This is a genomic window from Synechococcus sp. MIT S9507, from assembly GCF_047304715.1.
Taxonomy (GTDB): Bacteria; Cyanobacteriota; Cyanobacteriia; order PCC-6307; family Cyanobiaceae; genus Synechococcus_C.
Genome location: NZ_CP138970.1, coordinates 1836144 through 1860063, shown reverse-complemented (window position 1 = coordinate 1860063; position 23920 = coordinate 1836144). Strand labels below are relative to the sequence as shown.

Below are 23920 nucleotides of genomic sequence, written 5' to 3'. Positions count from 1 at the left end.
GAGTAAAAGGAGAGATAGTACTCGAGAAATTTAAGCTGACATTCCCTATACATGCGACTAATGACAGTAAAAATAAAAATGAAATGAGAAAAATTAAAATATATTCGACGATGATAAATTAAACACAAAAACTATTAGACACTTTTTCAGACAACTCAGAAACAGCAACATGATCACCAATCATCGCTGGAGAAAGTATTCTGAAAGCAAAAATTGTGATTAAGAATATCAGCGCAATGCATGGGCGCCAAGCGTGACTCAAGCCGGTTATTAATCAATTTCAACTCAGAATGCTTCATACCGATAGTATGAAGCATTCTGTATGTCTCGATATTCAGCTATAGGCTTTGGCAATCAACGGGCCAGCCTGATCATCGGTGAGCACTGGTGTCAGCTCCCAATCAAGGCACTCTGCCCATTCAGCAGCGTGCTCGTAACAGGCATCAGCACTGTCAGCTTCAACAAGAATCCAACCTTCTACAGAACCAGGGCCGTGGAAGCGCTTCCAGGATTTACAGGCGGGAAAAGGTGCTCCCGTGGACAGGAATTTCTTCGCTGCAATTTCGTGATATCCAGTCTTAAAAGATCAATGCATCAAAAAAGTCATAAATGGAATGATTGACTCAGGCAGAGTCGCACAAAAATGCGAAAAAGAAAAGAACCAATGAATACATTAGCGAAGAAAATTATCTTAGCAAGCAATAGTGAAATGCATCACCGTGAGTCAGCATAAGGAAAGAGCAAAAAATCTGCACAACTCAGAAACAAGAAGGAAGCGGAATATTAATTATAGTCGACAAGCGAAAAGAGCAGATCAATGTCAACGAAGAGACCGAATCGTTCAAATAATGACAAAACAAAAAGTCCAATTCCGAAAGCTAGAAACAAACCAAGCGCGATAAACATCGTATCAATAAAGATAAATCATTCTAAATACAAACACGTATTGATCGCGACTCATGAGTTATTGGATTCGAGCTCAGAATCAACGAAATAAAAACGACACACGCTCCCCGAAAATTCAGGCTGTCACAGGCAAGCCAAAACAGCTAAAACAAAAAGACGGATTGAAGATAGCCAGATCACTATATAAGTAATTGAATAAAGAAATGTATTTTTGGATAAAGGGACACTAAGAGACTATTTAAAATTTATATCACGTTCAAGAGGAAGTATGTCCTCGTCGGACGGATCCTGAGAAATTGTTGGGACTGGTATTGCCACCCTGGCTTTGGCTTTTTTGATCGTGAAAGGTGGTACAGCAAAATTAGGTATTGGTACACGAACAGAAAATTGGCTAGTGCCTACAGGCACATTATTAATAGATCCAATTCTTGGACGATTTGGAAGTACTTCTTCGCCTGATGCATCATAGATAAAAGCAAAAACATCCACATCTTTAATCACACTTTGCGCGTCGCTTCTGATTTGTCCATCTAATATGTAGCAACCAGAACGATATCCCTTGGGCTGCTTCGATGCAGGGTCAGCTGTATCGCACTTCACTAGATCAAGCTGACTCAATTCGAGATCAAGTGCTTCGACGGCAGTAGCAGAAATAAAAATAGAAATGAGAAAGGAAAAGAAGCCTAGAAAAAATCGTTTATTCAAGAAGTTCATTCCAGGTAAATCTCAAAATCACAATGCTGCAAATCAAAGAAATCGGCAAATGCAACTATGCACACAGATGTATCGATTGACGCACCTCAATTAAACAGTAGTGGAACAGCCGTAATCCAAACCATCAGATCAATTATTGCATCATCTTTTGAACAATTGATGCACATTAAGACCGCAGTCTCAATGACCTTGTTTCAAAATATCCAGAATGGAGAAGCATGATGCTCCAATCTAGCGAGTGTAGTATAAACAAAACAAGATTTATTCAAAGTCGAATTATTCCGAAGAAACGGCGGCAAAAAAACAACGGCAGGTAGAATTAATAGGGCTAAACGTCTAAAATGCCAATCCAATTCTCACAGAAAAACATTAATGAGCAAAAGTCAGGATATTTATTTTTTAATATAAAAACCTCTGCGCTCAACGTGTCGCTTGAAATCGTTTGATTCAAACAACCAAAACTTTTCCTTATCGAGAACAAAGCCCTCTGCCAAGGCAATCGCAACAACATGATCTTCATTGTTGGCCATCCTAATTTTCTGCTGGAGAACATGATCGTTCTTGAGACGTGCGAGGAAAAAGCAGAGATCTTTTTCGGCCCGCTGACAGTCTCTGAGTCTTCCCATGTAAAAAGGTAATTGGGATTGCTGAGTCATAAAAATCTAAAATCAGATACAACCATACGACTAATCGTGGAATTGCTAACAATCAGGAAACAAACTTTAGATTAAGTCAGTCAACAAATCGACAAAATTGTTCAACAAAGAAAAATCAAGATGCAAATAAAAATGACTAGCTTATCATGCGGTAGACGAAAAACAAATTATAGGTAAAGCAAGAATCAGAAACAATTGCGATCCACTTAAAATTGCAATCTGCTGTTATAGGGTTAATTAACCGACAAGCATAATTGTCCATCGCCTGCCACCCATGCGATTATCTTCTGAATAACAATTAGCCAACAATTCGCCTTTAGCTGTACGAACTATGCATTCAAGCCCATCATTCGTCGTAATAAAACTAGAAGCATTAGGACATATAGTTTTAGACAAACCAGAGTTCATCGTTTCAATGATTTTTTGCCAAATCACATCAATATTCTCATCGGAATCTACAAAAAAATACATTAAAATAAAAAAAGGCTCCTCATATTCTAATCAAAAATAAATAATGACCATACTCAAATAGGACTAAATTTTTAGATAGGCCATAAGCGCTTTATAAAATACTCTCAACACTTTTGTGGCAATATAAAGTTAAAAGGATGCCAATTATTGATAGTTATTTTTTGACGCGAGAAGCAACTTCCATATAATTGAAAGTTTCTAAATTATCAATTTCCGAAGGCGCAAAACCCTGCGGTTGCACAGTTTTGGCCATGCTAATAAACTCACTGATGTACCCACGTCGAAGGGTTCGAACAGGAATGCTCTTTGGAGTAAGGTCGCCGATGATAAAAAGCTCAGATGTGCGTAGTATAGAACTTCATGAATTCGTATGAAGAATGAATTTGCATGATTCGACGCCTTGGCAACATTGGCTACATCCACGAAGCGAACGACAAACCTAGTACTGAAAAGAAACATAATGACCTTGTTTTGACGCCTATAAAGGAAAACACGAAAAATTTATGCTTTTAGTGGAAATTAAATTCCAATAAAAGCATATAGAAAGCATGATCGTTTCGGAATAGATTACACAACGTCACTCAAACTATACCTCAAGAAATTAAAAATAGATATCGGGTTCAAAGTTGACCAAATCTCTGAAAATGTTAAATGATCAGAAGAATTAAGGCACTGCAACTCATAACGACGGTTGAAATCATCTCGGCGTGCTGAGTTTATCCTCATCTCTTCAAGCTGCTTGTTCCGACTCTCGATGGTTTCTTGAGCAACAACAACCTCATCAATCACCAAGAACCATCGGTCACCTCCCTTCAAAACATTGAAGAACGTTTGGAACAAATTGGTGAACAAGGCTAGTAATTTTTGCATCACATCAAAAATTCAATTGACCATAATGCATATCACTCAAGGAGGCTGGTGTTACACAACACATTGAAGCCGTCATCAAGAATGCTACGAGTCTATTTGATCTGCAGGACGTCCTGTGAGCACGCGAGTACTCCTGATTTACGCAGGCATTTTTATTGCAGGTTTTTTATTCGTATCAACAGGACTGGCCTACGACTCGTTATAAGTAAACTTCAAAAGGAAGATGCATTCACCAATTTCCTATACCTAGTAATGAAGCAACAAGAGTGGTCACAGCAAAAATATTTGAAGCATGCCAAATTTTAGTCGGCAAATATATCAGCCGTGCTCAGAACAATTTGAATAAAATGTATTATTTTTGTGATTAAGCAATGAGCGCAAAAGCAGCCGCCACTAAAGTTTTACAGCCAAAAATTCAAGTTATTAGAATTCAAAAATATAACCTAGCCTTCAAAAATTCAGCAAAGCCCGCACGAATCAGCCTGATATCAGGCAGATCCAAAGCCAGGAACAGACAACTCGTTAAGAATCAATAAAAAGTGATCAAAACAAGGACCTGAATATTAAAACCATTAGAAACGGGAGTCAACTGTTGTCAACCATAGAATGCAATAACTATCCCGATTCGGTGTATGAAGATGCCTGGGAAGATCTAGGCGTAATGTATGAAAGCTGGAAGTCTGTTCATGGGGTGGATCATGCTTTCTGCATCAAAATCATCCAAAAATTTGTTGACCATCTGGATAGTCAACAAGATTGGGGGTGAAAAATATCGGCTTTGTTTACCAAAATTACATCATAAGAATATCGTTGTCATTTCAAGAAGCTGTGGTGTGCGATCGATTTATCACAAAAAAACAGTTTCAAAGTTAAGTGATTACCGACAAGCAAAGACCATAAATAGTACCACTACAGATCAAACCAAGAGCCCAGGTAAGCGACCTCAAGAAAGCAAGATTCGATATGTACACAATGACGTAGATCGCTCGAAGAATTGGATGAGCAACAGCAACAAAGGTGGCAATAGGAGGAAGATCGAGACCACTCAAAACAACAAGGATGGCCAATAACGCTGCCGGAGCGTGCAGCGTAAACGATTCAAAGCTATTTTTTTGTGCCCAACTTGCCCTTTTTCCCCAAGCTGGATAACGATCAAACATTGTACGCAGAGACGACAAATCACTCATCTCAAACTGTGAGTTAAACCGAGCCGCATAAAGAGAGGCAATGCTCAAAATCACCATGAAGAACGACAAAACAAGCGACCACACGTATGGCACAGCTTCGGCATAGGCTGGAGACGAGAGGAAAGACACTGAGACAAAGCGCAAAATCATTTGATACGAATATTCTAATCATTACTGCTGAATTGACAGAATTAATTTTTTAAATTTCAACCCTGAAATCCGAGCGAAGCACGAACAGAGCATCAATCAATACTTGCAAGCAAAATAATGCTTTTTAAAAATACTGGCGCCTGAGCGAAAGATAATCAACACTGCAAATGATCAATATTCGCCCAACACGAAACAGCCACATCCGCATTCCTTCCACCAATTCGTCGATAAATCAAAATGGACGTATAAAGAAAACAAACACCAAAAGATGATTGTGATCATTAAAAAAGTCACTTGCTCAGCAGTGTTGGTGGAAATGATGCGTCCTGCGCAAGATGAGCTTGATCCGAATCAAGCAAACAAAAACGAAAAGAATTGCATTCAAACAACGCTCTAGTAGAATGATTTCAGATGATGTTCTGCGCGTGCTCATCAACCCAAAAGATCAGCCACTTATGCAAGCAGCTGATCAATGCCATAAACTACTCAAAGATAAAAGAGTCTTGGTGTGCAGCAAAAATCGATTAACTCTCACAGCATTATGTCTATGCTCGCCAATTTTACAATCACTGGTTGGTGGAGCAACAACTGAGGACGAAGGTCTGGAATTGCAGCTTCAAACGAACCCCGATCTATTAATCACAAGTGAAGATCTTGAAAAAGGATATGGCATTCGTCTTGTCGAAAAGGTAAAGTTACATAATCCAAAAATCATTGCGCTCATTTTTCTGGGAAGAGAAACAACTGACGTTGTCCATGAAGCAATGGACGCTGGAGCAGATGGCGTCATGTTTATTTCGTCCGTGGGATCGGGTCATGGAGACTTTATCAAGGCACTGACCACAACAAATGATGGCGGTGTTTATTACCCAAAATCAGTTCGTGCAGCAGCAACAGCCAAGATCAAACAAGCACCTAAATTCATCGATGCACTCTCTGAACGAGAACGAGAAGTTCTGCGCTGCATTATCCAAGGCATGAAGAATTCTGAAATCGCAGAATCATTATTTTTATCCTCTGAAACAATTAAGAGCCACGTCAGTACAACAATTCAAAAACTGGGTGTTAGAGACAGAACTCAAGCCGCTGTATTTGCTTTAACACATGGCCTTGTGGAAGTTGACCTATAGATTGTTATAGTTAAAGACTGAACCGACTCAATCCAGGGTTAAAAACAATCTCAGCTTTTAATCGTGTTTAATTGAACCGCAACAACCAATCGATATCGCCAGGGATAATATTCTGTTGTTTCCATCAAATCCTGATTCATCATGCTTGTTAACTACAGGCGTGAGTCCAGAGGAATATTATTCTCATCAAAAATTAATGGCGATGTCTGCTCACCCACCATACGCAGACAGTCCTCAACCATTCAAAAACCGCTGTCAGCCACGACAGAGGGACAGAGCTCTTAGAGTATTTGTACTTAGATCAAGTCCATGACCAGTGAGAATCTGCTTGTTCTGTTTGTCAGCTTTGGGACTGCCTGTCTTGTATTAAGCATCTACAAAATCAATCAAACAGCCCAGTAACTCTCACTTTCCCGGAGTAAGCGGTTACAGACTGCTCCAGGCTATCAAGGGCTGTATTCCAAGTGCAATCAGCAAACTCAGGACAAGCCCGACGGATGCTTTTCCAAGATCACTGCCAATCACCCTCACTAGACTTCCGTGCGTCTGGTTGGTGAAAACAGTGGTTTGTGCGTGTTCCTTAATCCGCAAGGCTAGTTCTCTGCCTCCAAGTAAACCAAGAAAAACCCAAGTTGTACTCAAGGGAAAGTTGCTTATAAATGCTCTGTAGAGTAGACAAAGACCAAACATGAAGTCAATCACAGTGGCTGATCGTAAATCGGTAGTGTTCGTTTTGGAGCGCAAAACACCCTGAATCGGACCACCACCAACCACGATCAAAAAACAAAGACCCATGCAAAGAATCAGAGTGCACACGAGCATGGAAGTGAGATCAAGATTGCGAGGTAAGTAAACAAAAATATTCGCCATGTCCTGAATTAACCACATACTCCATAGGAAACCAGTCGAAAACCACTGGACGACAAACCAAATTTTATTGATATCTTTTGATTCCTGATTACGTCGAAAAATCCATCTTTCTAAAAGCCATCCTCCCAGTCCCCAGAAGGCAAGTCCTAGAAAAAATGCCATGACATAGCCGGAAATTGAACTACCTAAAAGCTTCACTATATTTTCAGGAACGAACGAAGAAAGCACCAGAAATGATGTACTTACAGGTGCACCCCAGGCTGTCAGTGCTAAGACTGCAACAGGAGGAATGATGTAAGCCCAGGTAAAAGGTTCGGGTACGGGAAATAACTGCAAACGTCCCCAAGCGCTCTCCCCATGATTGATCGACCAACCCAGAAACAGGACAAAAATCGTAACGTTACAAACAAAAACCATCTGAACACTCTTGGGTGTTCGCTGTCGGTTGGAGGAGATATAAGTACCAAGCGTTTGCAGGGAGTCGTTGGAAACGACTGAAAAGGCGGCAAGCAGAAAGCCAATGATCATCCAGACATTAATATCGATCACCGGGTACTGAATAACTGACATCATCAGATCATCGCACCGCATAGAGACATACTGCCAATACCACAATTCTTTGCATCACCCAAACCTATTAAGCAAACTTGTGATCACTGTCGCCTCATCAAAATAACCAGAGACTCAACAAGAGGCTAGTCAATGAATTCATAGCAATGTCATTCAATACATTTTCGGGCTCTTGAATATGACAATTGTCCTATCAGGGTCATTTTGCGGAACAACTCAATCAAACATTTTGATGCCAATTCTTAGAACATTACCTGCTGATCAGGCGCTTCCATATAATTTTTGTATTCTTCAAAGGTATTGCTGAGATTGAAGTCGAGCACCGTGATTTCGACCAACGCCGACTACGCAGAAGGATGATGCCGCAATGGTTCTTCGTTTAAAACAATCACTTCAGGAGAAATCCTAATGTGAAAACATCGCTTCATTGCTTGCGCCTGTGTGGATCAGCCCACATAGGCGGTGATTGATCAGCGATACAGCTACTCATTGGGAAGACGAAGCCAGGAGAACAATGGAAAAAGAATTGCACTGCATTCGAGAAGCCAGTCATTATCTGCCCTCAGTGGCATTCACCGCTCAAGACATCAGGCACATTCCAACCACCAACTCAACCAGGTGGTATCAGCTCTGGGCACAATCTCAGCATGCTTATTGCAACAAAACGATTGCTGAAAAAAACTGATAGCTCTCCGAATGAGGTTTTCAGCCAACCACCGAGACAAGGCATAAACAAAATGTCATCAGAGCTGGACTGTTCCTGAAATATTTTCAGAACTGTGGGAACAGTATTAATTCAGCAGAGATACATGAACAAGGCAGTATCTGGGTGAGTCGATTAATGAAAGCCATCATTAATTAAAGCCATCATTAGCGAGTGTTGAAAATCACTCCAAGAAGAATCGAAGCAACCGCCAACTGCTAAGCCATGGCAAAACCATCCGATAAGTGCAAACTGGATTACCTCTATCGGTGTACAGACCGCACTGTCAACTCAAAAGAGAAAGTTTATTTGCTGCGCTGGTTCAGACATTTCCGTAGGCCTGGTAACAAATTTCAAGCAATGTCACAAAAACCGAAAGCATCTCAGTCTTGATTTTGCTTTTGATACGCTCGAATGCATTCATTTTTATTCACCGAACCGGATTAATTTCAAACTAATTCGAAAAAACTGAGAATGATGAGTCACCCAATACCATGATTCTTAAATTTTGGCGAAAATCACCGAGGTCTTCCTTTTGAGCGCAGCGCCAAGCAATCGCTCTCATCGAGCCAGCTGGCGCTGGCTTGTTGAAAAAAAAAGAAAAGGGCACCTCTACGTCTTTTGGGATTCTTTCCGAACAACAAATCCAACTATCGAGAAGTAAGAACTGTTTTGAAAACATCAACTACCATTGCAATGGCTGTAATACGCAATATTCAGAGCATGTCCAGCACTGATTGATGGCTTCCAAATTCTTCCACGTTCACCATGAGTTTCGGGCTGGCAAAGCGCAGCAATAGTGGGATGCAGCGCAGAAAGCAATGGCACCCGGAGGAGGTTAGGATGATGCGGTTGCAAATAACTTAAAAGCTGGTTTCTACAACCACTGCCCGATTGGTCCTGAAAGCCCTGCCTTCTGCATCTGGGAAGTTCGAGTAGGGACCACGGCTCAACAGTTCCAAGACTTTATCGATGGCCCAAACGGAGTGAACTTTGGGCTGGGTGCCTGGATGAATATCTGCAAGGAGATCAATGTCGAGCTGGCGGGAAATCCCCCTTACCCACGGAAATTCTGAACATCCGTTTTTAACGACATCGGCCGACCAACCTGGATCACTTTGCACCAGGCTGTCTTCAAGACTTCTGAGTCAATGGCACATCCTTTTCTTCTACTCAGTCTCTGATCTGTGGCCACGCAACAACGCTTCAGAGCCTAATGAACCGAATCAAGGGTGATTCCCATGACTCTTGTCAAAACGAGAAACCGCTCCAGACGATCAGATTCAGTCCGATCGCCCAGAACCAGACAGTTTTTGTTGTTTTGCTGGTGTCTTCATCCATGAGTCTTCTGCTGGTCAGCGCATGAACCACATCGTGCAGCGCTACAGACTCAGGCGGCAGCCTGCTCGGAAGTGTTGCGAAGAACTTTCTCCTGAAGTTGCTTGACAGCGCAAAGAGCCTCATGGGCAGGCCACCCATGGTTGTTCATCAACTCCTCCACCAGATAATCAGGAGAGTTGGAGATGCGAGCATTGAGATCAGCCACAGCCCTGTCGTCACGGGCTAGTGCATCGAGCCGCAGTGATCTGAGTTGTTGAAGACTTGGCTGATTCATGACCACACTCTGCATGTCGGTGGTACCTGGGCACCATCAAATGACAATCAGAGCCGATTCAAGTGGACGTATAAAAGTCAGAAACTGTTGTGAAGGAACAGTGGTGGGGGCCTTCCAGCCCCCGCGAGTCACTTGGGTGATAAGGCTGACTTCACCCCATCTCCTTTAAGGATCAGGCAGCAACAGGGGCTGCTTGACGGGAGAAACGAACGATGTTGTTCGCAGTTACGGGTTTGCTCTTACCGAGCAGGCTTCAGTCACCCTCCTCATGCCCCGTCGAAACCATTGCAGCCCCGGAAAAGGGGGGAATGGAGCTGAGCGGAATCGAACCGCTGTCCGAAACACTGGTGTGGATCACCTAGTCCGATCAAAATCGGACAGTGTCATTCTGACAGCAGTGGTGAAGCGGAGCAGCGGATTTGGGGAAAAAGCAACGACCCTCACCACAGGGCATTCGTGGCGTCGCAGTGTTGCCCCAGGGTTTCGAAGAGATCGGCTGTCAGGAGTTGCAGGCACTCGGTGCCAAGCAGGTCACGCCCCTGCGACGTGCAGCATCCTTTGAAGGCGACATGGCCTGTCTTTACAGGCTTCACCTGCAATCTCGTCTGCCGTTCAGGCTTCTGCGGGAAATGGCGCGCTTCCGCTGCGACGGCCGAGATTCGCTTCACAAGGGCGTGCAGCAGGCTCTCGACTGGGAACGCTGGCTTCACCCATCGATGAGCTTCCGTGTGGATGTGACTGGCAATGCTCCAGGGCTGAATCACAGCCACTTCACGGCGCTGCAGGTGAAAAACGCTCTGATTGATCTTCAGCGTGCACTCTGGGGAAGACGGTCATCCATCGATCTGGATGATCCCGATCTCTGTCTGCATGTTCACGTGCATCGTGGTGAAGCAGTGCTCAGCCTGGATGGCAGCGGTGGCAGCCTCCACCGCCGGGGATACCGGGCAGCTGTTGGTGCTGCTCCGCTGAAGGAAAACCTGGCAGCCGGTCTGATCAGACTCACCGGCTGGGATGGAACCAGCCCTCTGACGGATCCCTGCTGTGGTTCGGGAACGCTGCTGATCGAAGCAGCAGCCATGGCATTGCAGAGATTCCCAGGGCTGCATCGCAATTTCCTGCTCGAATCATGGGCGGACTTCGAAGGGAAGCTCTGGGATTCGGAACAGCAACGAGCAAGAACAAGACAGCAACCCGCCCAGGCAGCCCCACAAATCATTGGTTACGAGCAGGACCACAACATCGCCCAGCAGGCCCGCGACAACGTGAGCGCAGCAGGCCTCGAGGACGTGATCACAGTGTTTGAAGGCGATTTCAGGGATGCACCTCCTCCTGAGCAACACCGAGGCGTGGTGGTCTGCAACCCCCCTTATGGAGTGCGGCTGGGCAACAGTGCCGAACTTGAGAAGCTCTACAGAGAGCTGGGAGAGGTGCTGAAAAACAACTATGGAGGCTGGGATTTATGGCTTCTCAGCGGCAACAGGGAGCTGACCGGATCTCTGCGTCTCAAAGCGAAACGCAGGATCCCTGTCAGTAACGGTGGCCTGGATTGCCGCTGGCTGCATTACGAACTGAACAGACGCTCGCCGGATTCAAGCCTCCGGAAAGACTGAGCGCAGGCGGCTCACTTACCGAGAACAGCCCGCGTGGTGCGGAGCAGACCTTCCAGCGTCTGAGGCAGATACGGTCCCTTGGCGAGCTGACCACCAATCCGCAGGCTGAAACCGGCCACCACCAGATTGAGAATCGCCATCGCCAGCAGCGATTGGATCAACGACCAACCCCACGACTCCAGCATCCAGACCAGCAGGGCGGCTTCTCCAGCAACAAGGGTCATCAGCATCAACGTGCCGCCCATGGCCAGAAACACACCACCGCTGATCAGGCGGCGTTTCTCGCGATCCACCTCCTGGAGTGCAATGCGGACGTGCAGATCCATCACCGAACCCGCGAGTGCCGTGACCCGGGCAGCGGCACCAAGGCCTCTGGAGCGCGGTTGCTCGGAACGTGGCAGTTCACTCATGAGGATCTCCTTCCACCGGTCAGTAGCGCACCCACAAGAACCCCCACACCAGCGGCCACAGCGAGTGACATCAGAGGTCTTTCTCGCACAGGCTTTTCAAGCTTCGGCCTCAGCGTTCTGTTGAGCTCATCGAGCAGATGCTCCAGCTGCTCTTCCAGCGGATCGAGATTGTCAGCCAGGCTTCGAGAGCGATCGCCTGCCTGATGCAGCAACTCCTCAAGCTGAACCGACACGATGCTGGCAGCGCGGTCGCTGTGGGTGGAAATCAGATGCACCACCTCATCGAAACTGCCGCGGGTGGCTTCCAGAGCTTGATGGGTGACCTCTGGCCAGCGCTTTTGGATCTCCGGCAAAAGGCTTTCAAAGCGATCACGAAAGCGGTAAGCGAGATCCTGGGAATCCTCAGGGGCATCGGTTGGAGTAGGAGCTGAATCCATGATGTTCCTGACAGCCAAACGCAGAGTAAGGGTGGTAACTCAGAGATGAAACCCATTGGCATTGATGGGTAAACGGTTGCGCTACGCCCTGCTCGAACATTTCGCTGCACCGGACGACCCTTATGGCTGCCACCTCGACCTGTTGCTTGAGGACGGGAACAGCTGTCGCAGCTGGCGGCTGGAGGCGATCCCACGCCTGAACGGTCCCGCAGTGAGGGCCACACGGATACCTCCTCATCGACTGGTCTGGCTGGAGCGGGAAGCAGCCGTCGTCTCCGGCGATCGAGGTTGGGCACGCCGTGTCGTGGCAGGCACCATGCGCAGCCGTCTGCCTGCTGATATCGATCAGCCGATCCAGGTGGAACTGGAAGGCATGGCTGTGATCGGCCTGAGCGAACCAGTTGTTCTGGAAATCACAGCAGACCGGTGCAGCATGAGCAGTCCGGATGAGAGGAACGCCGCCCAAGGCACTTGAGCTTTTTCGAAGCTCCGCTAATTTCAGATTGCTGACAGCCGTGGCCCCTGTTGGTACACATCAATCAGGTCGGGCTAACACAGTTCAAGTCCTTCGGGGGGGCGATGACCATCCCCCTGGAACCGGGTTTCACGGTGGTGACCGGACCAAATGGATCTGGCAAGAGCAACATCCTTGATGGAGTGTTGTTTTGCCTCGGACTGGCCAACAGCAAGGGCATGCGTGCTGATCGCCTGCCCGATCTGGTCAACAGCAATGTGTTGAAGGCCGGAAAGTCAGCGGAAACCACGGTCAGCGTGCGTTTCGATCTGTCCGAGTGGCAGCCTGACGCCGCAGAGGAAGGACTGGAGCCTCCAGAGGAGGGTCCGTGGATCCGCGCCGACCAGACGGAATGGACCGTCACACGCAAGTTGCGGGTGATGCCAGGCGGTTCCTACAGCAGCAGCTACAGCGCTGATGGAGTCCCATGCAATCTTCAGCAGCTGCAATCACAGCTGCGACGACTACGCATCGACCCTGAAGGCAGCAATGTGGTGATGCAGGGCGATGTGACCCGCATCGTCTCGATGAGCAACCGTGATCGCCGCGGCCTGATCGATGAGCTGGCTGGTGTTGCACTGTTCGACACGCGCATCGAACAAACCCGGCGCAAGCTTGACGAGGTGCAGGAGCGGCAGGATCGCTGCCGGATCGTGGAGCAGGAACTGCTTGCAGCACGACAGCGGCTTGAAAAGGACTGCGCCAAGGCCAGGGCTTATCAGGAACTTAAGGAGCAGCTGCAGCTGGGACGCCGCCAGGAGCTGGTGTTGGCCTTTGAAGCAGCCCAGGCGGAACGCCACCGCCTGCAGCAGCGCCAGGAACAGCTGAGGACAAAGGAAGACAGCGACACCCGGTCAATCCAGCAACGCGACCTGAGCCTGCAGGAAGCCGCAGTGCGCTTGCAGGCTCTTCAGGACAACGTCAAGGCACTCGGCGAAGACCAGCTGCTGAGCGTTCAGGCTGAACTGGCCGGTCTGGATCCGCAGAGCCGCGAACTGGAACGGCAAGCCGGCCAGCATCAACAGGAGGGAGAGCGCCTGCAGGGACTACGCCATCAGCTGCAGGCCCGCCGCGGCCAACTGCAGGCTGAAACGGAAGAGCTGCGCCTGAATGCTGACAATGGATTGCTGGAGAAAGCCGAACAGGACTGCAGAGATGCGGAAGCAGCTGTGGAGCTCTCCAGGCGGCGGCTGGGAGAGGTGGCAGGCCGCTCAGGCACCTGGCTCGAAGAGCAGAAGCAGCGCTCCGGCCAACGCCAGAAACTTCAAGCCCGCGTCACTCCGCTTCAGGAGGAACGTCAACAGCTGCTGGAACGGCTGCGACAGGACGAAGAACGACATCTGGAGCTGGAACAGGATCGGGATCGAGACGGTGCAGAAGATCAGCAGGTCCAGACACTGCTGACCCAGCTTGAGAAGGAGTGGGAGACCCTGCTGGAGTCGGTTCGCAGCGGCAGAGAGCAACTTCAGCAGCTGCTGGAGTCAGTCGCCATCCAGCAACGCACCCGTTCCAGGCTCGAACAGGAACAGACACGACTCGAGCGCGACATTGCCCGTCACGACAGCCGCAGGGAAACCCTCCAGGAAAGCAGAGGCACTGGAGCCCTGAGACTGTTGCTCGAATCGGGCCTGGAAGGGCTTCATGGCCCTGTTGCTCAGCTTGGGGACGTTGATGAACGCCATCGCCTGGCTCTTGAAGTGGCTGCCGGAGCAAGAATGGGTCAGGTGGTGGTGGACGATGACCGGATCGCGGCGCGTGCAATAGACCTGCTGAAAAGTCGCCGTGCTGGCCGACTCACCTTCCTGCCGCTCAACAAAATCAGAGCCCCTGGTGTGGGATCTGCGGCTGCCACAGCTCGCGGCCGCCGCCCCCAGGCCGGCGAAGCAAGTGGCCTGGTCGGTCGAGCTGTGGACCTGATCCGTTACGAAGCGATCTATGCCGACGTGTTCGCCTATGTCTTCGGAGACACACAGGTTTTCAGCGATCTGAGCAGTGCCCGACAGTTCCTTGGCCGCTCGCGGGCCGTCACCCTTGAGGGTGAGCTGCTTGAAAAAAGTGGTGCCATGACTGGAGGCAGCTTTTCGCAGCGCGGAGGCGGACTCAGCTTCGGAGCCAGCAGTGAAGGCGATGAAGCGGCCCCACTGCGTCAGCGACTGCTGGAGCTTGGAGAGACCCTGGCCGCCTGTCGGAGGGAAGAACAGCGGCTGGTGGAGGCCGTGGATCAATTGCGGCCAAGACTGCGCCAACTGGAGCAGCGCCAGGCCGCCCTGGAAGCCGAGCGTCAGGCCGCCAAGCGTGCCCATGGCCCGCTGCTCGAACGGGTGCAACAGCGTCAGCACAAACTCAGCGAACTGCAGCAGGCCCAGCAGAAACACCGCTTGAGGCTTGATCAGCTGGAGACAAGCCTGAACCCACTGCAGACGGAACTCGAGCAGCTGAATGCCCAGGAAGCCAGTGTGGAAGCCAGTGGTGATGCCGAGCGCTGGCAAGCTCTGCAGCAGGAGCTTGAACGGGTGGATTCCGGTCTTGAGGCCACACGGCAGCAACGTGATGCGCTGCTCCAACAGGAACGCGACCGACAGCTCTCTCAACAGAGACTCGAGGATCAGCAGCAAACGATTGAACGGGAAGAAGCAGCCCTACAGCAGGCGGTTCAGGCTCTCACTGAAGCCCATGGCCGTTGGAGAGAACAACAACAGGCTTTGAAAACCCGCCGGAATGAACTGGAAGCTCAGCAGCAGGAACTACAAACCCGTTTCGGAGAAGAGCGACGCGCCAGAGATGAAGCCGAGGCTGCCGTCGCTGAGCAGAGGCAAGCCCTGCAGCAGGCCCGCTGGGAACTGGAGCGCCTGCGCGAAGAACGCAGCTCACTCGAGGAGCAACTGCGCAACGGTGGACTGCGCCTGGAAGAGCTGCGGGCAACGCTGCCTGATCCACTGCCGGAGATCAGCGACGAACTGCGTGAAAGTGGTCTGGAGAGCCTTCAGGAACGCCTGCAGCAATTGCAGCAGCGCATGGAATCCCTGGAGCCGGTGAACATGCTGGCCCTGGAGGAGCTGGAAGAACTCGAACAACGCCTTGGCGATTTGGGTGAACGGCTGGATGTGCTCAGCCAGGAGCGGGAAGAACTGCTGCTGAGAATTGAAACTGTGGCCACGCTGCGCCAGGAAGCCTTCATGGAGGCCTTTGAGGCGGTCGACAGCCATTTCCGTGAAATCTTTGCCAGCCTTTCCGATGGCGATGGCAAGCTTCAACTCGACAGTCCGGATGATCCTCTTGAGGGTGGTCTTACACTCGTCGCCCACCCCAAGGGCAAAGCCGTCAGACGCCTGGCGGCCATGTCTGGTGGAGAAAAGTCGCTCACAGCTCTCAGTTTTCTCTTTGCTCTGCAGCGCTTCCGCCCATCACCGTTCTATGCGCTCGATGAGGTCGACAGCTTCCTCGACGGGGTCAATGTGGAACGCCTGGCGGCCCTCATTGCCCGCCAGGCCGAACAGGCTCAGTTTCTGGTGGTGAGCCACCGCCGCCCGATGATCGGAGCCTCCACACGCACGATCGGCGTGACCCAGGCCCGCGGGGCCCATACCCAGGTGGTTGGCCTTCCTGATGCAGCCTGAACAGCCAGTGAAGGGGCCTTGCGCCAAAATGTCACGAATCCCTCCGGCTGAGGCCCGCGGTTGAGCTTGTCGTCAACTTCCAATGACCCCCTGGCGAACGTGCCCAGTGACCGCCTCTGGCTGAGGTCGGAACTGATGGGCACGCAGGTCATCACCCGCGACAGCGGAAGGCGCCTTGGCGTTGTGGGTGAAGTGGTCGTGGATATCGACCGCCGCGAAGTGGTGGCCCTGGGATTACGAGACAATCCACTCACCAGGTTTCTGCCGGGCCTGCCGCGCTGGATGCCCCTCGACCGCATCCGCCAGGTCGGGGACGTGATCCTTGTCGACTCAGCGGACTCCCTCAGCGAAGGCTTTGCAGCTGATCGTTACGGCCGCATCATCAATTGCCAGGTCATCACGGAATCAGGGCAGCAACTCGGCCGAGTTCTGGGCTTCTCCTTCGACATTGAAACCGGCGAGCTGACCACCCTGGTGATGGGGGCTTTGGGTGTACCGCTGCTCGGTGAAGGAGTACTCAGCACCTGGGAAATTCCCGTCGACGAAATCGTCAGCAGCGGTGCTGACCGGATCATTGTTTACGAGGGCGCCGAAGACAAACTCAAACAACTCAATAGTGGATTCCTTGAAAAGCTGGGAGTGGGAGGTGCCAGCTGGGAGGAGCAGGAAAGAGAGCGCTACCGCCTCAATGTTGTGCCCGTTGAGAACCAACTCAGCTCTGGTCAGCCAGCTGAAACGGCTCCACTACAGCTTGAATCTTCTCAGGCCGAGCGTTTCGAAGCTGAACAGCCGGAACTGGAATATGTGGAGCTGGAACAGCCACGGGAGCAGGGCCTACGCCGGCGCCGCTACCTCGATGAACTGCCCATCGATGAACCCGAGCCCTACAGAGAGGCTGAGCGCTATTCCAGACGCGAACCTGAGCCTCTGGATCATCGTTACCGGAATCAGGACCAGGACGAACGGTCTTTCCGGGAGCCAGATCCCTCCCGCTACATCAACTCTCGGGGCGAAAGGGATTCATTCATCGATGAAGAAAGGCCTAGGTACGACGATCGTCCCCGTCCGGCTTCTCGGCGACCAGCCGAGCGGCCCGGAGAACCCCTGGATGTGGAACCGATGGATGTGCAACCCATGGATGTGCAACCCATGAAGCGACAACCACTGGAACCGAAGGCGCGCGAGCCATGGAGCAACGAACTTCCGGAAAGGTCTTCCGGCGAGCCCGTTGAAGATCCCTGGTGAATCAATCTGAGCAGCGTGTCAAATCGATCAAAGTCAGTCCAATCAGGACTCAGAACCATTCTTGAACTGCAGCGAAGCGCTGTTGACGCAGTAGCGCTGACCCGTGGGAGCTGGTCCATCGCTGAACACGTGTCCGAGATGGGAATCACAGCGTGCACAGAGAATTTCTCTGCGCACCATTCCATGGCTGAAATCCTCCTTGGTGACGATGGCCTCGGAACTGACTCCCTGCCAGAAACTGGGCCAGCCGGTGCCGGAGTCAAATTTGGTTTCGGAACTGAATAAGGGGATGTCACAGCAAATGCAGTGATACATCCCTCGGTCTTTGAGATTCCAGTAAGCACCTGTGAAGGCCCTTTCAGTACCTCCTCTGCGAGCCACCTGGAACTGTTCAGGAGTTAGATGCTGTTTCCACTCCTCAGGGGAGCGTTCATCACGATCGCCGCCGGAGGTTGATGGAGTGGTCATGGACAGAGAGAAGGTTTGGTATCAAAAGCTAGTCGGAAAGAGCCTTAGGCAGCAGGCTTCTCACCTCTTCAGCCAGAGCCGCCACTGCTCCAGGCTGGCCACGCAACGCCCTGAGATCCTCGCGCTGACCCTGCAGTCGCTCGGGCTGCTGCATCCAGCCCGATGCTTCGGCTGCAATCTGCTCGGGTGTGATGGTGCCTACCCGCTCAGGGACCACCATCCGGCCTGCGGAAATATTCGGCCAAGCCAGCAGACCTTGGTTTCTCATCCTCCAGGCGCTGAGCAGAAGACCGATCAGTCTCCGCAGTCCTGGCAACCGGGCCAGGAGCCCCATCCCACCGTCCCAGGCCTGCATCACACCAAGATGCTGGGTGGGCACCAGCACAATCATCGGCACTCCGAGAGCTCCAAGCTCAGCCGTGTTGGCCCCCACTGTGGTGAGTGCGAGGGAACACTGACTCAGCACTCCGTGGGCAGGGGGGTCCTCCTGTAGGTGAATGAGAGTGCCGGCCTCCGTCAGGAGCCGCCTCCATGGCCAGCACTCACCAGGGGGGAGCACCTCCCTGACGCCGGCCGCATAACCATCCATGATGCGATTGGAAGGTTCCAGGTAACGGAGCAGATCCTCGGCACTGGTCGTGGGAGCAACGGGTAAAAGAAATCGACAACCCGGCCGCTGAACGCTCAGGCGGTCAGCGGTTTCGACAAGGAAAGGAACTCCCACGCTCAGCTTGGCTGGCTTGGACCCGGGCAGCAGCGCCACCCACTCTCCCTCAGGCAGAGGATCGCTCACCCGAGCATGGCTGGACAAATCGGCCATCAGGTCGCCAACAATCCTGCAACGCGAACGAAAGCGCTTGGGCAGCTGTTGCTGAACCCCTGAAGACATCGCCGCAATGCGGTCATTCCAACGCGGCCAGCGGGCTACCCACTCGGCGTAGGTGATGTGTCGGTAGCCGAGTCTTGCTGAGAGCAACACACTCCAGAACTGGTCTCCACCAAGAAAAACCACCACTCCTCGAGCCGGCCAGTGGCCGAACCGATCCGGATGAAGCAAAAGAGACCAGAACTGAGCTGCAGGAAAAATGCGGTCGAACTGCTGCCAACGGCTGGCAGCCTCAGCCTCCATGCCAGTGGCATTAGGGCATGGCACCAGCACCAGCCTCAGACTGAGAGGTGAATGCCTTGCTCTGGGCCTCAGCAGCAATTGCCTGTGGAGCTGTTCCGCCAACGGACGAACCCAGGTACTCAGTTCGCCTGGTCCGTTGGACACGAACACCACAGAGAGCGTTGAATCCGTGGATCGGAACGTCAAGCGGAACGGACCGTGTTTTGGGAAGAAAATGCGGATGGCGAGACTTGAACTCGCAAGGCCGAAGCCACACGCCCCTCAAACGTGCGTGTCTACCAATTCCACCACATCCGCGTGGCCGATTGAGCCCCATGGGCCTCATCGGGAAAGGATCATACCGGCTGGGGTGCCCGTTAATGCCCTCCAGGCTCTGCCTTCAGAGCATGGATCAACCCTCACGCACGGACACTGATACGATCCGCCCTGGCTTGGAAACTGCGGGATGCCAATCGGCAAGGTGCTGATCGCCAACCGCGGCGAAATTGCTCTCAGAATCCTGAGAAGCTGCCGGGAGATGGGGATCTCCACTGTGGCGGTTTACAGCACCGTTGATCGAAATGCGCTCCACGTCCAACTGGCAGATGAGGCGGTTTGCGTCGGAGAAGGGCCCAGCAACCGCAGTTATCTGAACGTTCCCAACATTCTCGCTGCCGCCACCTCAAGAGGCGTTGACGCCATTCATCCCGGCTATGGATTCCTTGCCGAAAACGACAAGTTCGCGGAGATGTGCCGCGACCATGGCCTCACCTTTGTCGGACCGTCTCCCCATGCGATCCGCTCGATGGGCGACAAGTCCACCGCAAAAACCACCATGCAATCGGTGGGTGTTCCCACCGTTCCCGGAAGTGAAGGGCTGCTCTCCGGAGCCAAAGAAGCGGCTGAACTTGCAGCCAGCATGGGTTATCCCGTCATGATCAAGGCCACGGCCGGTGGCGGTGGCAGAGGTATGCGCCTCGTCCAGGGCCCTGATCAGCTCGACACCCTTTACAAGGCAGCACAGGGAGAGGCCGAAGCGGCGTTCGGCAATCCCGGGCTGTACATGGAGAAATTCATCGACCGCCCGCGTCACGTTGAAGTGCAGGTGTTGGCCGATCGCCATGGCAACGTCGTTCACCTCGGCGAACGCGACTGCTCGATTCAGCGTCGCCACCAGAAACTTCTGGAAGAAGCTCCCAGCCCTGCTCTTGACCCTGAGTTGCGTCGACGCATGGGCGAAGCTGCTGTGGCTGCAGCACGCAGCATTGACTACGAGGGCGCAGGAACGGTCGAATTCCTGCTGGACCGCAGCGGCGGTTTTTATTTCATGGAGATGAACACCCGTATTCAGGTGGAGCACCCTGTCACTGAGATGGTCACAGGAGTTGACCTGATCACTGAACAACTGCGCATCGCAGGAGGCGAGCCGATCAGCGTCCTTCAGAAGGACATCAAGCTTCGCGGTCACGCGATCGAATGCAGGATCAATGCGGAAGATGCTCGTCATAACTTCCGCCCCGCACCCGGACGGATCACCGGTTGGCTGCCCCCCGGAGGTCCTGGCGTACGCGTCGACAGTCACGTTTACACCGGTTACGACATTCCACCCTTTTATGACTCCCTGATTGGAAAGCTGATTGTGTGGGGAACGGATCGCACCCACGCACTGTCACGCATGAAGCGCGCGCTCAACGAGTGCGCCGTCACGGGAATACCCACAACGGTCGACTTTCATCTTGAGATGATCGACCGACCGGAATTCATCAGCGGCGACGTTCATACCAAATTCGTTGAGCAGGAAATGCTTCCCTGAGCTCCAGGTGAACGGCCGCAGTTCAAGCAACGGCCTGGGAACGCATCAGGATCTGGGACAGCACACCCTGCTGACCCACTAACAGCTCACGCACAAGGCTGACCAATCCAAGCCAGATGACCGGCGTCACATCGACACCACCGATCGGTGCGACAACACGACGCGTGAGGGCCAGTACCGGCTCAGTGAGCCAGATCACCACAGCCCAGACCCCCGAGTTGGAATCGGCCTTCGGATACCAGGTGAGCACGATCCTCATCAGAAACATCAGGCTCCAGGCGGCCAGGAGAAGACCCAGGATCAGATGCACCGTTGGCAGAATCTGAAGCAGGGTCGGCGTCACAAAGCTCAAAGCAACGGGTTCAGCATCGTAGAAAGTCGCCAACGATCCCTAAGATCGCTCTTGCCTTGAATCCAGGGTTTGGTTCCGGCCCGATCACTATGACTCCCTCCCTCACCAATTTCCTGCTCAGCCTGGTCGCGGGTGCCGTGATCGTGGTGGTGCCTGCTTCGATCGCTCTTTTCCTGTTCAGCCAGACCGACCAGGTGGACCGAAAGCTCTGAAGGGCCTGGCGCACTTCGTAAACTTGAAACAACTGTTCCCGGTTTCAAAAAGCCCGGCGAACGCATTTCGAGGTCCTGATCGTGGTTAACGCCAGTCTTAATTGGGCCAGCATCGTTGGCATCGTGCTGGCCGTTGGCGGCGCAATGCTGTACTTCATGCGCAGCTTCAAACCTGCACTGGCCCGCGATTACGACGTTTTTTTTGCAGCCATCGGCCTGCTCTGCGGCGGCATTCTCTTCTTCCAGGGCTGGAGACTCGATCCGATACTCCAGTTCGGACAATTCCTTTTGGCCGGCACAACAGTCTTTTTTGCGTACGAAAGCGTTCGTCTGCGAGGAATCTCAGCGGAGCAAGCGCGCCGCTCGGCCTACTTCGATGACGAACCGCCCGCCAGGGGACAATCGCCTGGAATGCGCGGTGGATACGACGAGTCCTATGAAAGCTTTGACGAACCTCAGCCGCTGAGACGTCGCTTCGCAGGCCAGGAATTCGACCGCAGTGAGGGGCAGGACGACGATTTCTATCGTCCACGACGAAATTCCAGAGCTGCGATTCCCGAACAAGCCGCCAGTCGACGACGCGGTCGCCCTGAAGAACCTTCCAGCTGGAGGCAGGACAGTGAGCAGGAGCGCCGAATGGCCCGCTTCGGGACTCGGGACGACGACCGCCCATCCACCGGTCCCAGCTTCGGGGATCGCCGCAATCAGCGGGATGACCAGCGGCGTGGCAGCAGGCCCAGTGCAGCTTCTGCCCGTGCGGCAGCCCCATCAACCACCTCTCCTCGCGCAGCCTCCCGACGTCCAAACGAAGAGTCACAGGGTTCAGCATCCAGCTCTCCTCTTATCAACCGCTCAACAACGACAACGCCGCCTGGAGTTCCTCAGGGGACACCGTTCCGCCAGGCTGCCGAGGATGCGGCCTACAGTCCGAGCCGACGTCAGTCCGGCCAGGAGACTACGCCCGGCACGCGTTCCCAGGATCCAGGGCGAACTCCTCCCCGCAGCTCGCGTCCACGGGACAACAGCTCCCGCTTCGACGACTGATCCGCATCCCTGCGCTGCTGCTGCTGATCGGCTTGTGGATAGTCGGATGCAGCGGCCAAACCCAGCGGGCTCCTGGCTCATTTCTGCCTGAGCAGCAGCAGCAGCAGCCCGCACTCAGTGGAGATGGCAGCAAGTTGGCTGTGATCGTTGACCAGCGCGGCAGACCCACCGTGCAGTTGAAGGATCTTCGCAGTGGTGGTCGTCTCCCCCTGCGCCATCTGAGCAGGCAACAGCCCCACAGCTCTCCTTCACTGAGCTGGAACGGTCGCTATTTGGCCGTGATCATTCAGCGCGGTAACCGACGGCTTGTTCTGATCGAGGACCGACTCAATGGGCGCGCTCATCCCCTTCGCCTCCCCTCAGGTCGTTCTCCCGTCCGACTGAGCCTCTCACCGGATGGGCGTCAGCTGGCAGTGCAGACCGCCGATCGAGGACGTTGGCAAGTGGAACTGCTTGATCTCAGCGGACTGCTCGAACCCGATGGACGCGGTGGGCTGCGCCGTTCAAATCCGGCAGAGCCTCAGCCATGAGAGATCGGTGGACACGGTTAGCTGCACTGTTGCTTGGGCTTTGCCTGGTGGGCTGTGGTCCATCCGGCCTACGCCCTGAGCGGGGCATCAGCAGTGCCCTGCAGCGCAGTTCAGACAGCCGGAGATGGCCCTCGATGGGCAACCGCTGGTTGGCATCGATCGCCAGTCGCAACGGCCGGGAACGCATCGAACTTGTGGATCTGCGCAACGGTCAGCCGGTGCCGCTACCTGGCATCAATCCGGCGGATGCCCAGCCGATCAGTGTCAGCGTCAGCGGCGATGGCAAACGCATTGCTCTGATCCGCAGCCGAGATGGACGCACGGAACTGATGCTCTACCGCCGTGGTGTAGGAATCCTGCAACGCTTACCCGTAGAACCAGCTGGAGTTCCCAGGGAGGTCAGCCTCAATGGATCAGGACGTCTCCTTGCTGTGCAGGTGAGCCGCCAGGGGCGATGGGATGTGGATCTGATCCGCTTGCCTTGATCAACGATTGCCGCTCAGGGCACCAGACCAGACCAATGCAGGAAGGTGTCGTGGCTCAGCGCTTCCACAAGCAGCACTGCAAGAAAGCCGATCATGGCGAAACGGCCATTGACACGCTCTGCATAGCCGCTCCAGCCGAATGCAGGAACATCATTTGTGGTTGCTGAGGGTGTCTGGTCGGCAGGAGCCACAGGCGGCTTCGCTGAGTCGGTCTCGGAGGTCATCGGGGA

25 protein-coding genes, 1 tRNA gene and 2 pseudogenes are annotated in these 23920 nt (G+C 52.4%); 13 read left to right on the top strand and 15 right to left on the bottom strand.

The genetic code is table 11. The annotated features are described in order from the left end of the window. Positions 1–334 precede the first annotated feature (334 nt). From SIB83_RS09735 to SIB83_RS09720, 4 genes are all read right to left on the bottom strand, one after another. Positions 335–562, bottom strand: a complete 228-nt coding sequence (locus SIB83_RS09735) for a DUF3303 domain-containing protein (RefSeq protein ID WP_413747349.1) — start codon at positions 560–562, stop codon at positions 335–337. Between the two features lie 578 nt (positions 563–1140). Beyond that, complete coding sequence (locus SIB83_RS09730; RefSeq protein ID WP_413405432.1) at positions 1141–1611, bottom strand: hypothetical protein; 471 nt, start codon at positions 1609–1611, stop codon at positions 1141–1143. Between the two features lie 401 nt (positions 1612–2012). Continuing rightward, positions 2013–2276, bottom strand: coding sequence for a Nif11-like leader peptide family RiPP precursor (locus SIB83_RS09725; protein WP_413405431.1), 264 nt, complete (start codon positions 2274–2276; stop codon positions 2013–2015). A 237-nt stretch (positions 2277–2513) separates the two neighbouring features. Then, positions 2514–2747, bottom strand: a complete 234-nt coding sequence (locus tag SIB83_RS09720) for a hypothetical protein (protein ID WP_413745694.1) — start codon at positions 2745–2747, stop codon at positions 2514–2516. Positions 2748–3732: 985 nt separating this feature from the next. Between SIB83_RS09720 and psbE the strand changes: the two are divergent. Beyond that, positions 3733–3816, top strand: a pseudogene (psbE, locus tag SIB83_RS09715) (cytochrome b559 subunit alpha); the annotation flags it as partial. Positions 3817–4486: 670 nt separating this feature from the next. Here the strand turns inward: psbE and SIB83_RS09710 are convergent. Beyond that, positions 4487–4933 (bottom strand): MAPEG family protein, encoded by a 447-nt coding sequence (locus tag SIB83_RS09710; protein WP_413745693.1) that lies wholly within the window; start codon positions 4931–4933, stop codon positions 4487–4489. A gap of 356 nt (positions 4934–5289) precedes the next feature. Here SIB83_RS09710 and SIB83_RS09705 point away from each other — a divergent pair, with 356 nt between their 5' ends. Continuing rightward, complete coding sequence (locus SIB83_RS09705; RefSeq protein WP_413745692.1) at positions 5290–6084, top strand: LuxR C-terminal-related transcriptional regulator; 795 nt, start codon at positions 5290–5292, stop codon at positions 6082–6084. Positions 6085–6510: 426 nt separating this feature from the next. Here the strand turns inward: SIB83_RS09705 and SIB83_RS09700 are convergent, their stop codons facing one another. Both SIB83_RS09700 and SIB83_RS09695 read right to left on the bottom strand, forming a co-directional pair. Then, positions 6511–7527: a hypothetical protein gene (locus SIB83_RS09700; protein ID WP_413745691.1), complete on the bottom strand. Its 1017-nt coding sequence runs from the start codon at positions 7525–7527 to the stop codon at positions 6511–6513. 239 nt (positions 7528–7766) lie between these two features. Further along, positions 7767–7847 carry a hypothetical protein gene (locus SIB83_RS09695; protein ID WP_413406275.1) on the bottom strand — a complete coding sequence of 27 codons (81 nt, stop codon included), beginning with the start codon at positions 7845–7847 and terminating at the stop codon, positions 7767–7769. 1120 nt (positions 7848–8967) lie between these two features. Here SIB83_RS09695 and SIB83_RS09690 point away from each other — a divergent pair. Next, positions 8968–9303, top strand: a pseudogene (locus SIB83_RS09690) (hypothetical protein). A gap of 314 nt (positions 9304–9617) precedes the next feature. Here the strand turns inward: SIB83_RS09690 and SIB83_RS09685 are convergent. Then, positions 9618–9842: a hypothetical protein gene (locus tag SIB83_RS09685; protein WP_413405418.1), complete on the bottom strand. Its 225-nt coding sequence runs from the start codon at positions 9840–9842 to the stop codon at positions 9618–9620. A 212-nt stretch (positions 9843–10054) separates the two neighbouring features. Between SIB83_RS09685 and SIB83_RS09680 the strand changes: the two genes are divergently transcribed. Both SIB83_RS09680 and SIB83_RS09675 read left to right on the top strand, forming a co-directional pair. Then, a complete protein-coding gene (locus SIB83_RS09680; protein ID WP_413405416.1) occupies positions 10055–10204 on the top strand; it encodes a hypothetical protein in 150 nt (49 codons plus the stop codon). A gap of 57 nt (positions 10205–10261) precedes the next feature. Further along, on the top strand, positions 10262–11455 hold the full coding sequence (locus SIB83_RS09675; RefSeq protein WP_413745690.1) for a THUMP domain-containing class I SAM-dependent RNA methyltransferase: 1194 nt from the start codon (positions 10262–10264) through the stop codon (positions 11453–11455). 11 nt (positions 11456–11466) lie between these two features. Here SIB83_RS09675 and SIB83_RS09670 read toward each other — a convergent pair whose 3' ends face one another. Then, entirely contained in the window at positions 11467–11865 is a 399-nt protein-coding gene (locus SIB83_RS09670; protein WP_413745689.1) for a phage holin family protein, read from the bottom strand. Further along, complete coding sequence (locus tag SIB83_RS09665) at positions 11862–12302, bottom strand: glycine zipper domain-containing protein (RefSeq protein ID WP_413745688.1); 441 nt, start codon at positions 12300–12302, stop codon at positions 11862–11864. Before SIB83_RS09665 ends, SIB83_RS09670 begins: the two co-directional genes overlap by 4 nt. Positions 12303–12366: 64 nt before the next feature. Here SIB83_RS09665 and SIB83_RS09660 point away from each other — a divergent pair, with 64 nt between their 5' ends. The 3 genes from SIB83_RS09660 (at position 12367) to SIB83_RS09650 (ending at position 17678) form a co-directional block, all read left to right on the top strand. Beyond that, entirely contained in the window at positions 12367–12777 is a 411-nt protein-coding gene (locus SIB83_RS09660) for a hypothetical protein (RefSeq protein WP_413745687.1), read from the top strand. Positions 12778–12881: 104 nt separating this feature from the next. Next, the gene (smc, locus tag SIB83_RS09655) at positions 12882–16433 is read left to right on the top strand and encodes a chromosome segregation protein SMC (protein WP_413745686.1); all 3552 of its coding nucleotides are present in this window, start codon (positions 12882–12884) and stop codon (positions 16431–16433) included. Between the two features lie 60 nt (positions 16434–16493). Further along, positions 16494–17678: a PRC-barrel domain-containing protein gene (locus SIB83_RS09650; RefSeq protein WP_413745685.1), complete on the top strand. Its 1185-nt coding sequence runs from the start codon at positions 16494–16496 to the stop codon at positions 17676–17678. A 42-nt stretch (positions 17679–17720) separates the two neighbouring features. On the opposite strand, the gene msrB is transcribed toward SIB83_RS09650, so the two are convergent. The 3 genes from msrB to SIB83_RS09635 all read right to left on the bottom strand — a co-directional run bounded on the left by msrB (position 17721) and on the right by SIB83_RS09635 (position 19572). Then, positions 17721–18146: a peptide-methionine (R)-S-oxide reductase MsrB gene (msrB, locus tag SIB83_RS09645; RefSeq protein WP_413745684.1), complete on the bottom strand. Its 426-nt coding sequence runs from the start codon at positions 18144–18146 to the stop codon at positions 17721–17723. 28 nt (positions 18147–18174) lie between these two features. Next, positions 18175–19461, bottom strand: coding sequence for a glycosyl transferase (locus SIB83_RS09640; RefSeq protein WP_413405402.1), 1287 nt, complete (start codon positions 19459–19461; stop codon positions 18175–18177). Positions 19462–19490: 29 nt separating this feature from the next. Continuing rightward, a tRNA-Leu gene (locus tag SIB83_RS09635) sits at positions 19491–19572 on the bottom strand. Positions 19573–19720: 148 nt separating this feature from the next. Between SIB83_RS09635 and accC the strand changes: the two genes are divergently transcribed. Further along, a complete protein-coding gene (accC, locus tag SIB83_RS09630; protein WP_413745683.1) occupies positions 19721–21067 on the top strand; it encodes an acetyl-CoA carboxylase biotin carboxylase subunit in 1347 nt (448 codons plus the stop codon). 22 nt (positions 21068–21089) lie between these two features. On the opposite strand, the gene SIB83_RS09625 is transcribed toward accC, so the two are convergent. After that, positions 21090–21419, bottom strand: a complete 330-nt coding sequence (locus SIB83_RS09625) for a YggT family protein (protein ID WP_413406273.1) — start codon at positions 21417–21419, stop codon at positions 21090–21092. 89 nt (positions 21420–21508) lie between these two features. Between SIB83_RS09625 and psbX the strand changes: the two genes are divergently transcribed. The 4 genes from psbX (at position 21509) to SIB83_RS09605 (ending at position 23690) form a co-directional block, all read left to right on the top strand. Next, positions 21509–21631 (top strand): photosystem II reaction center X protein, encoded by a 123-nt coding sequence (gene psbX / locus SIB83_RS09620; RefSeq protein ID WP_066910860.1) that lies wholly within the window; start codon positions 21509–21511, stop codon positions 21629–21631. An 81-nt stretch (positions 21632–21712) separates the two neighbouring features. After that, on the top strand, positions 21713–22675 hold the full coding sequence (locus tag SIB83_RS09615) for a Ycf66 family protein (protein ID WP_413405398.1): 963 nt from the start codon (positions 21713–21715) through the stop codon (positions 22673–22675). Between the two features lie 32 nt (positions 22676–22707). Continuing rightward, positions 22708–23205 (top strand): TolB family protein, encoded by a 498-nt coding sequence (locus tag SIB83_RS09610; RefSeq protein WP_413745682.1) that lies wholly within the window; start codon positions 22708–22710, stop codon positions 23203–23205. Further along, positions 23202–23690 (top strand): TolB family protein, encoded by a 489-nt coding sequence (locus SIB83_RS09605; RefSeq protein ID WP_413745681.1) that lies wholly within the window; start codon positions 23202–23204, stop codon positions 23688–23690. Before SIB83_RS09610 ends, SIB83_RS09605 begins: the two co-directional genes overlap by 4 nt. A gap of 14 nt (positions 23691–23704) precedes the next feature. On the opposite strand, the gene SIB83_RS09600 is transcribed toward SIB83_RS09605, so the two are convergent. Further along, entirely contained in the window at positions 23705–23914 is a 210-nt protein-coding gene (locus tag SIB83_RS09600; protein WP_413745680.1) for a chlorophyll a/b-binding protein, read from the bottom strand. Between the last annotated feature and the right edge of the window lie 6 nt (positions 23915–23920).

Excerpts from the sequence above, each read along its gene's own strand:
- SIB83_RS09700 (WP_413745691.1), bottom strand. The coding sequence starts at position 7,527 with ATGATGTCAGTTATTCAGTACCCGGTGATCGATATTAATGTCTGGATG.
- psbX (WP_066910860.1), top strand. The coding sequence starts at position 21,509 with ATGACTCCCTCCCTCACCAATTTCCTGCTCAGCCTGGTCGCGGGTGCC.
- SIB83_RS09705 (WP_413745692.1), top strand. The coding sequence starts at position 5,290 with ATGAGCTTGATCCGAATCAAGCAAACAAAAACGAAAAGAATTGCATTC.
- SIB83_RS09720 (WP_413745694.1), bottom strand. The coding sequence starts at position 2,747 with ATGTATTTTTTTGTAGATTCCGATGAGAATATTGATGTGATTTGGCAA.
- SIB83_RS09685 (WP_413405418.1), bottom strand. The coding sequence starts at position 9,842 with ATGAATCAGCCAAGTCTTCAACAACTCAGATCACTGCGGCTCGATGCA.
- msrB (WP_413745684.1), bottom strand. The coding sequence starts at position 18,146 with ATGACCACTCCATCAACCTCCGGCGGCGATCGTGATGAACGCTCCCCT.
- SIB83_RS09600 (WP_413745680.1), bottom strand. The coding sequence starts at position 23,914 with ATGACCTCCGAGACCGACTCAGCGAAGCCGCCTGTGGCTCCTGCCGAC.
- SIB83_RS09680 (WP_413405416.1), top strand. The coding sequence starts at position 10,055 with ATGTTGTTCGCAGTTACGGGTTTGCTCTTACCGAGCAGGCTTCAGTCA.
- smc (WP_413745686.1), top strand. The coding sequence starts at position 12,882 with ATGACCATCCCCCTGGAACCGGGTTTCACGGTGGTGACCGGACCAAAT.
- SIB83_RS09665 (WP_413745688.1), bottom strand. The coding sequence starts at position 12,302 with ATGGATTCAGCTCCTACTCCAACCGATGCCCCTGAGGATTCCCAGGAT.
- accC (WP_413745683.1), top strand. The coding sequence starts at position 19,721 with ATGCCAATCGGCAAGGTGCTGATCGCCAACCGCGGCGAAATTGCTCTC.
- SIB83_RS09725 (WP_413405431.1), bottom strand. The coding sequence starts at position 2,276 with ATGACTCAGCAATCCCAATTACCTTTTTACATGGGAAGACTCAGAGAC.
- SIB83_RS09670 (WP_413745689.1), bottom strand. The coding sequence starts at position 11,865 with ATGAGTGAACTGCCACGTTCCGAGCAACCGCGCTCCAGAGGCCTTGGT.
- SIB83_RS09660 (WP_413745687.1), top strand. The coding sequence starts at position 12,367 with ATGGGTAAACGGTTGCGCTACGCCCTGCTCGAACATTTCGCTGCACCG.
- SIB83_RS09605 (WP_413745681.1), top strand. The coding sequence starts at position 23,202 with ATGAGAGATCGGTGGACACGGTTAGCTGCACTGTTGCTTGGGCTTTGC.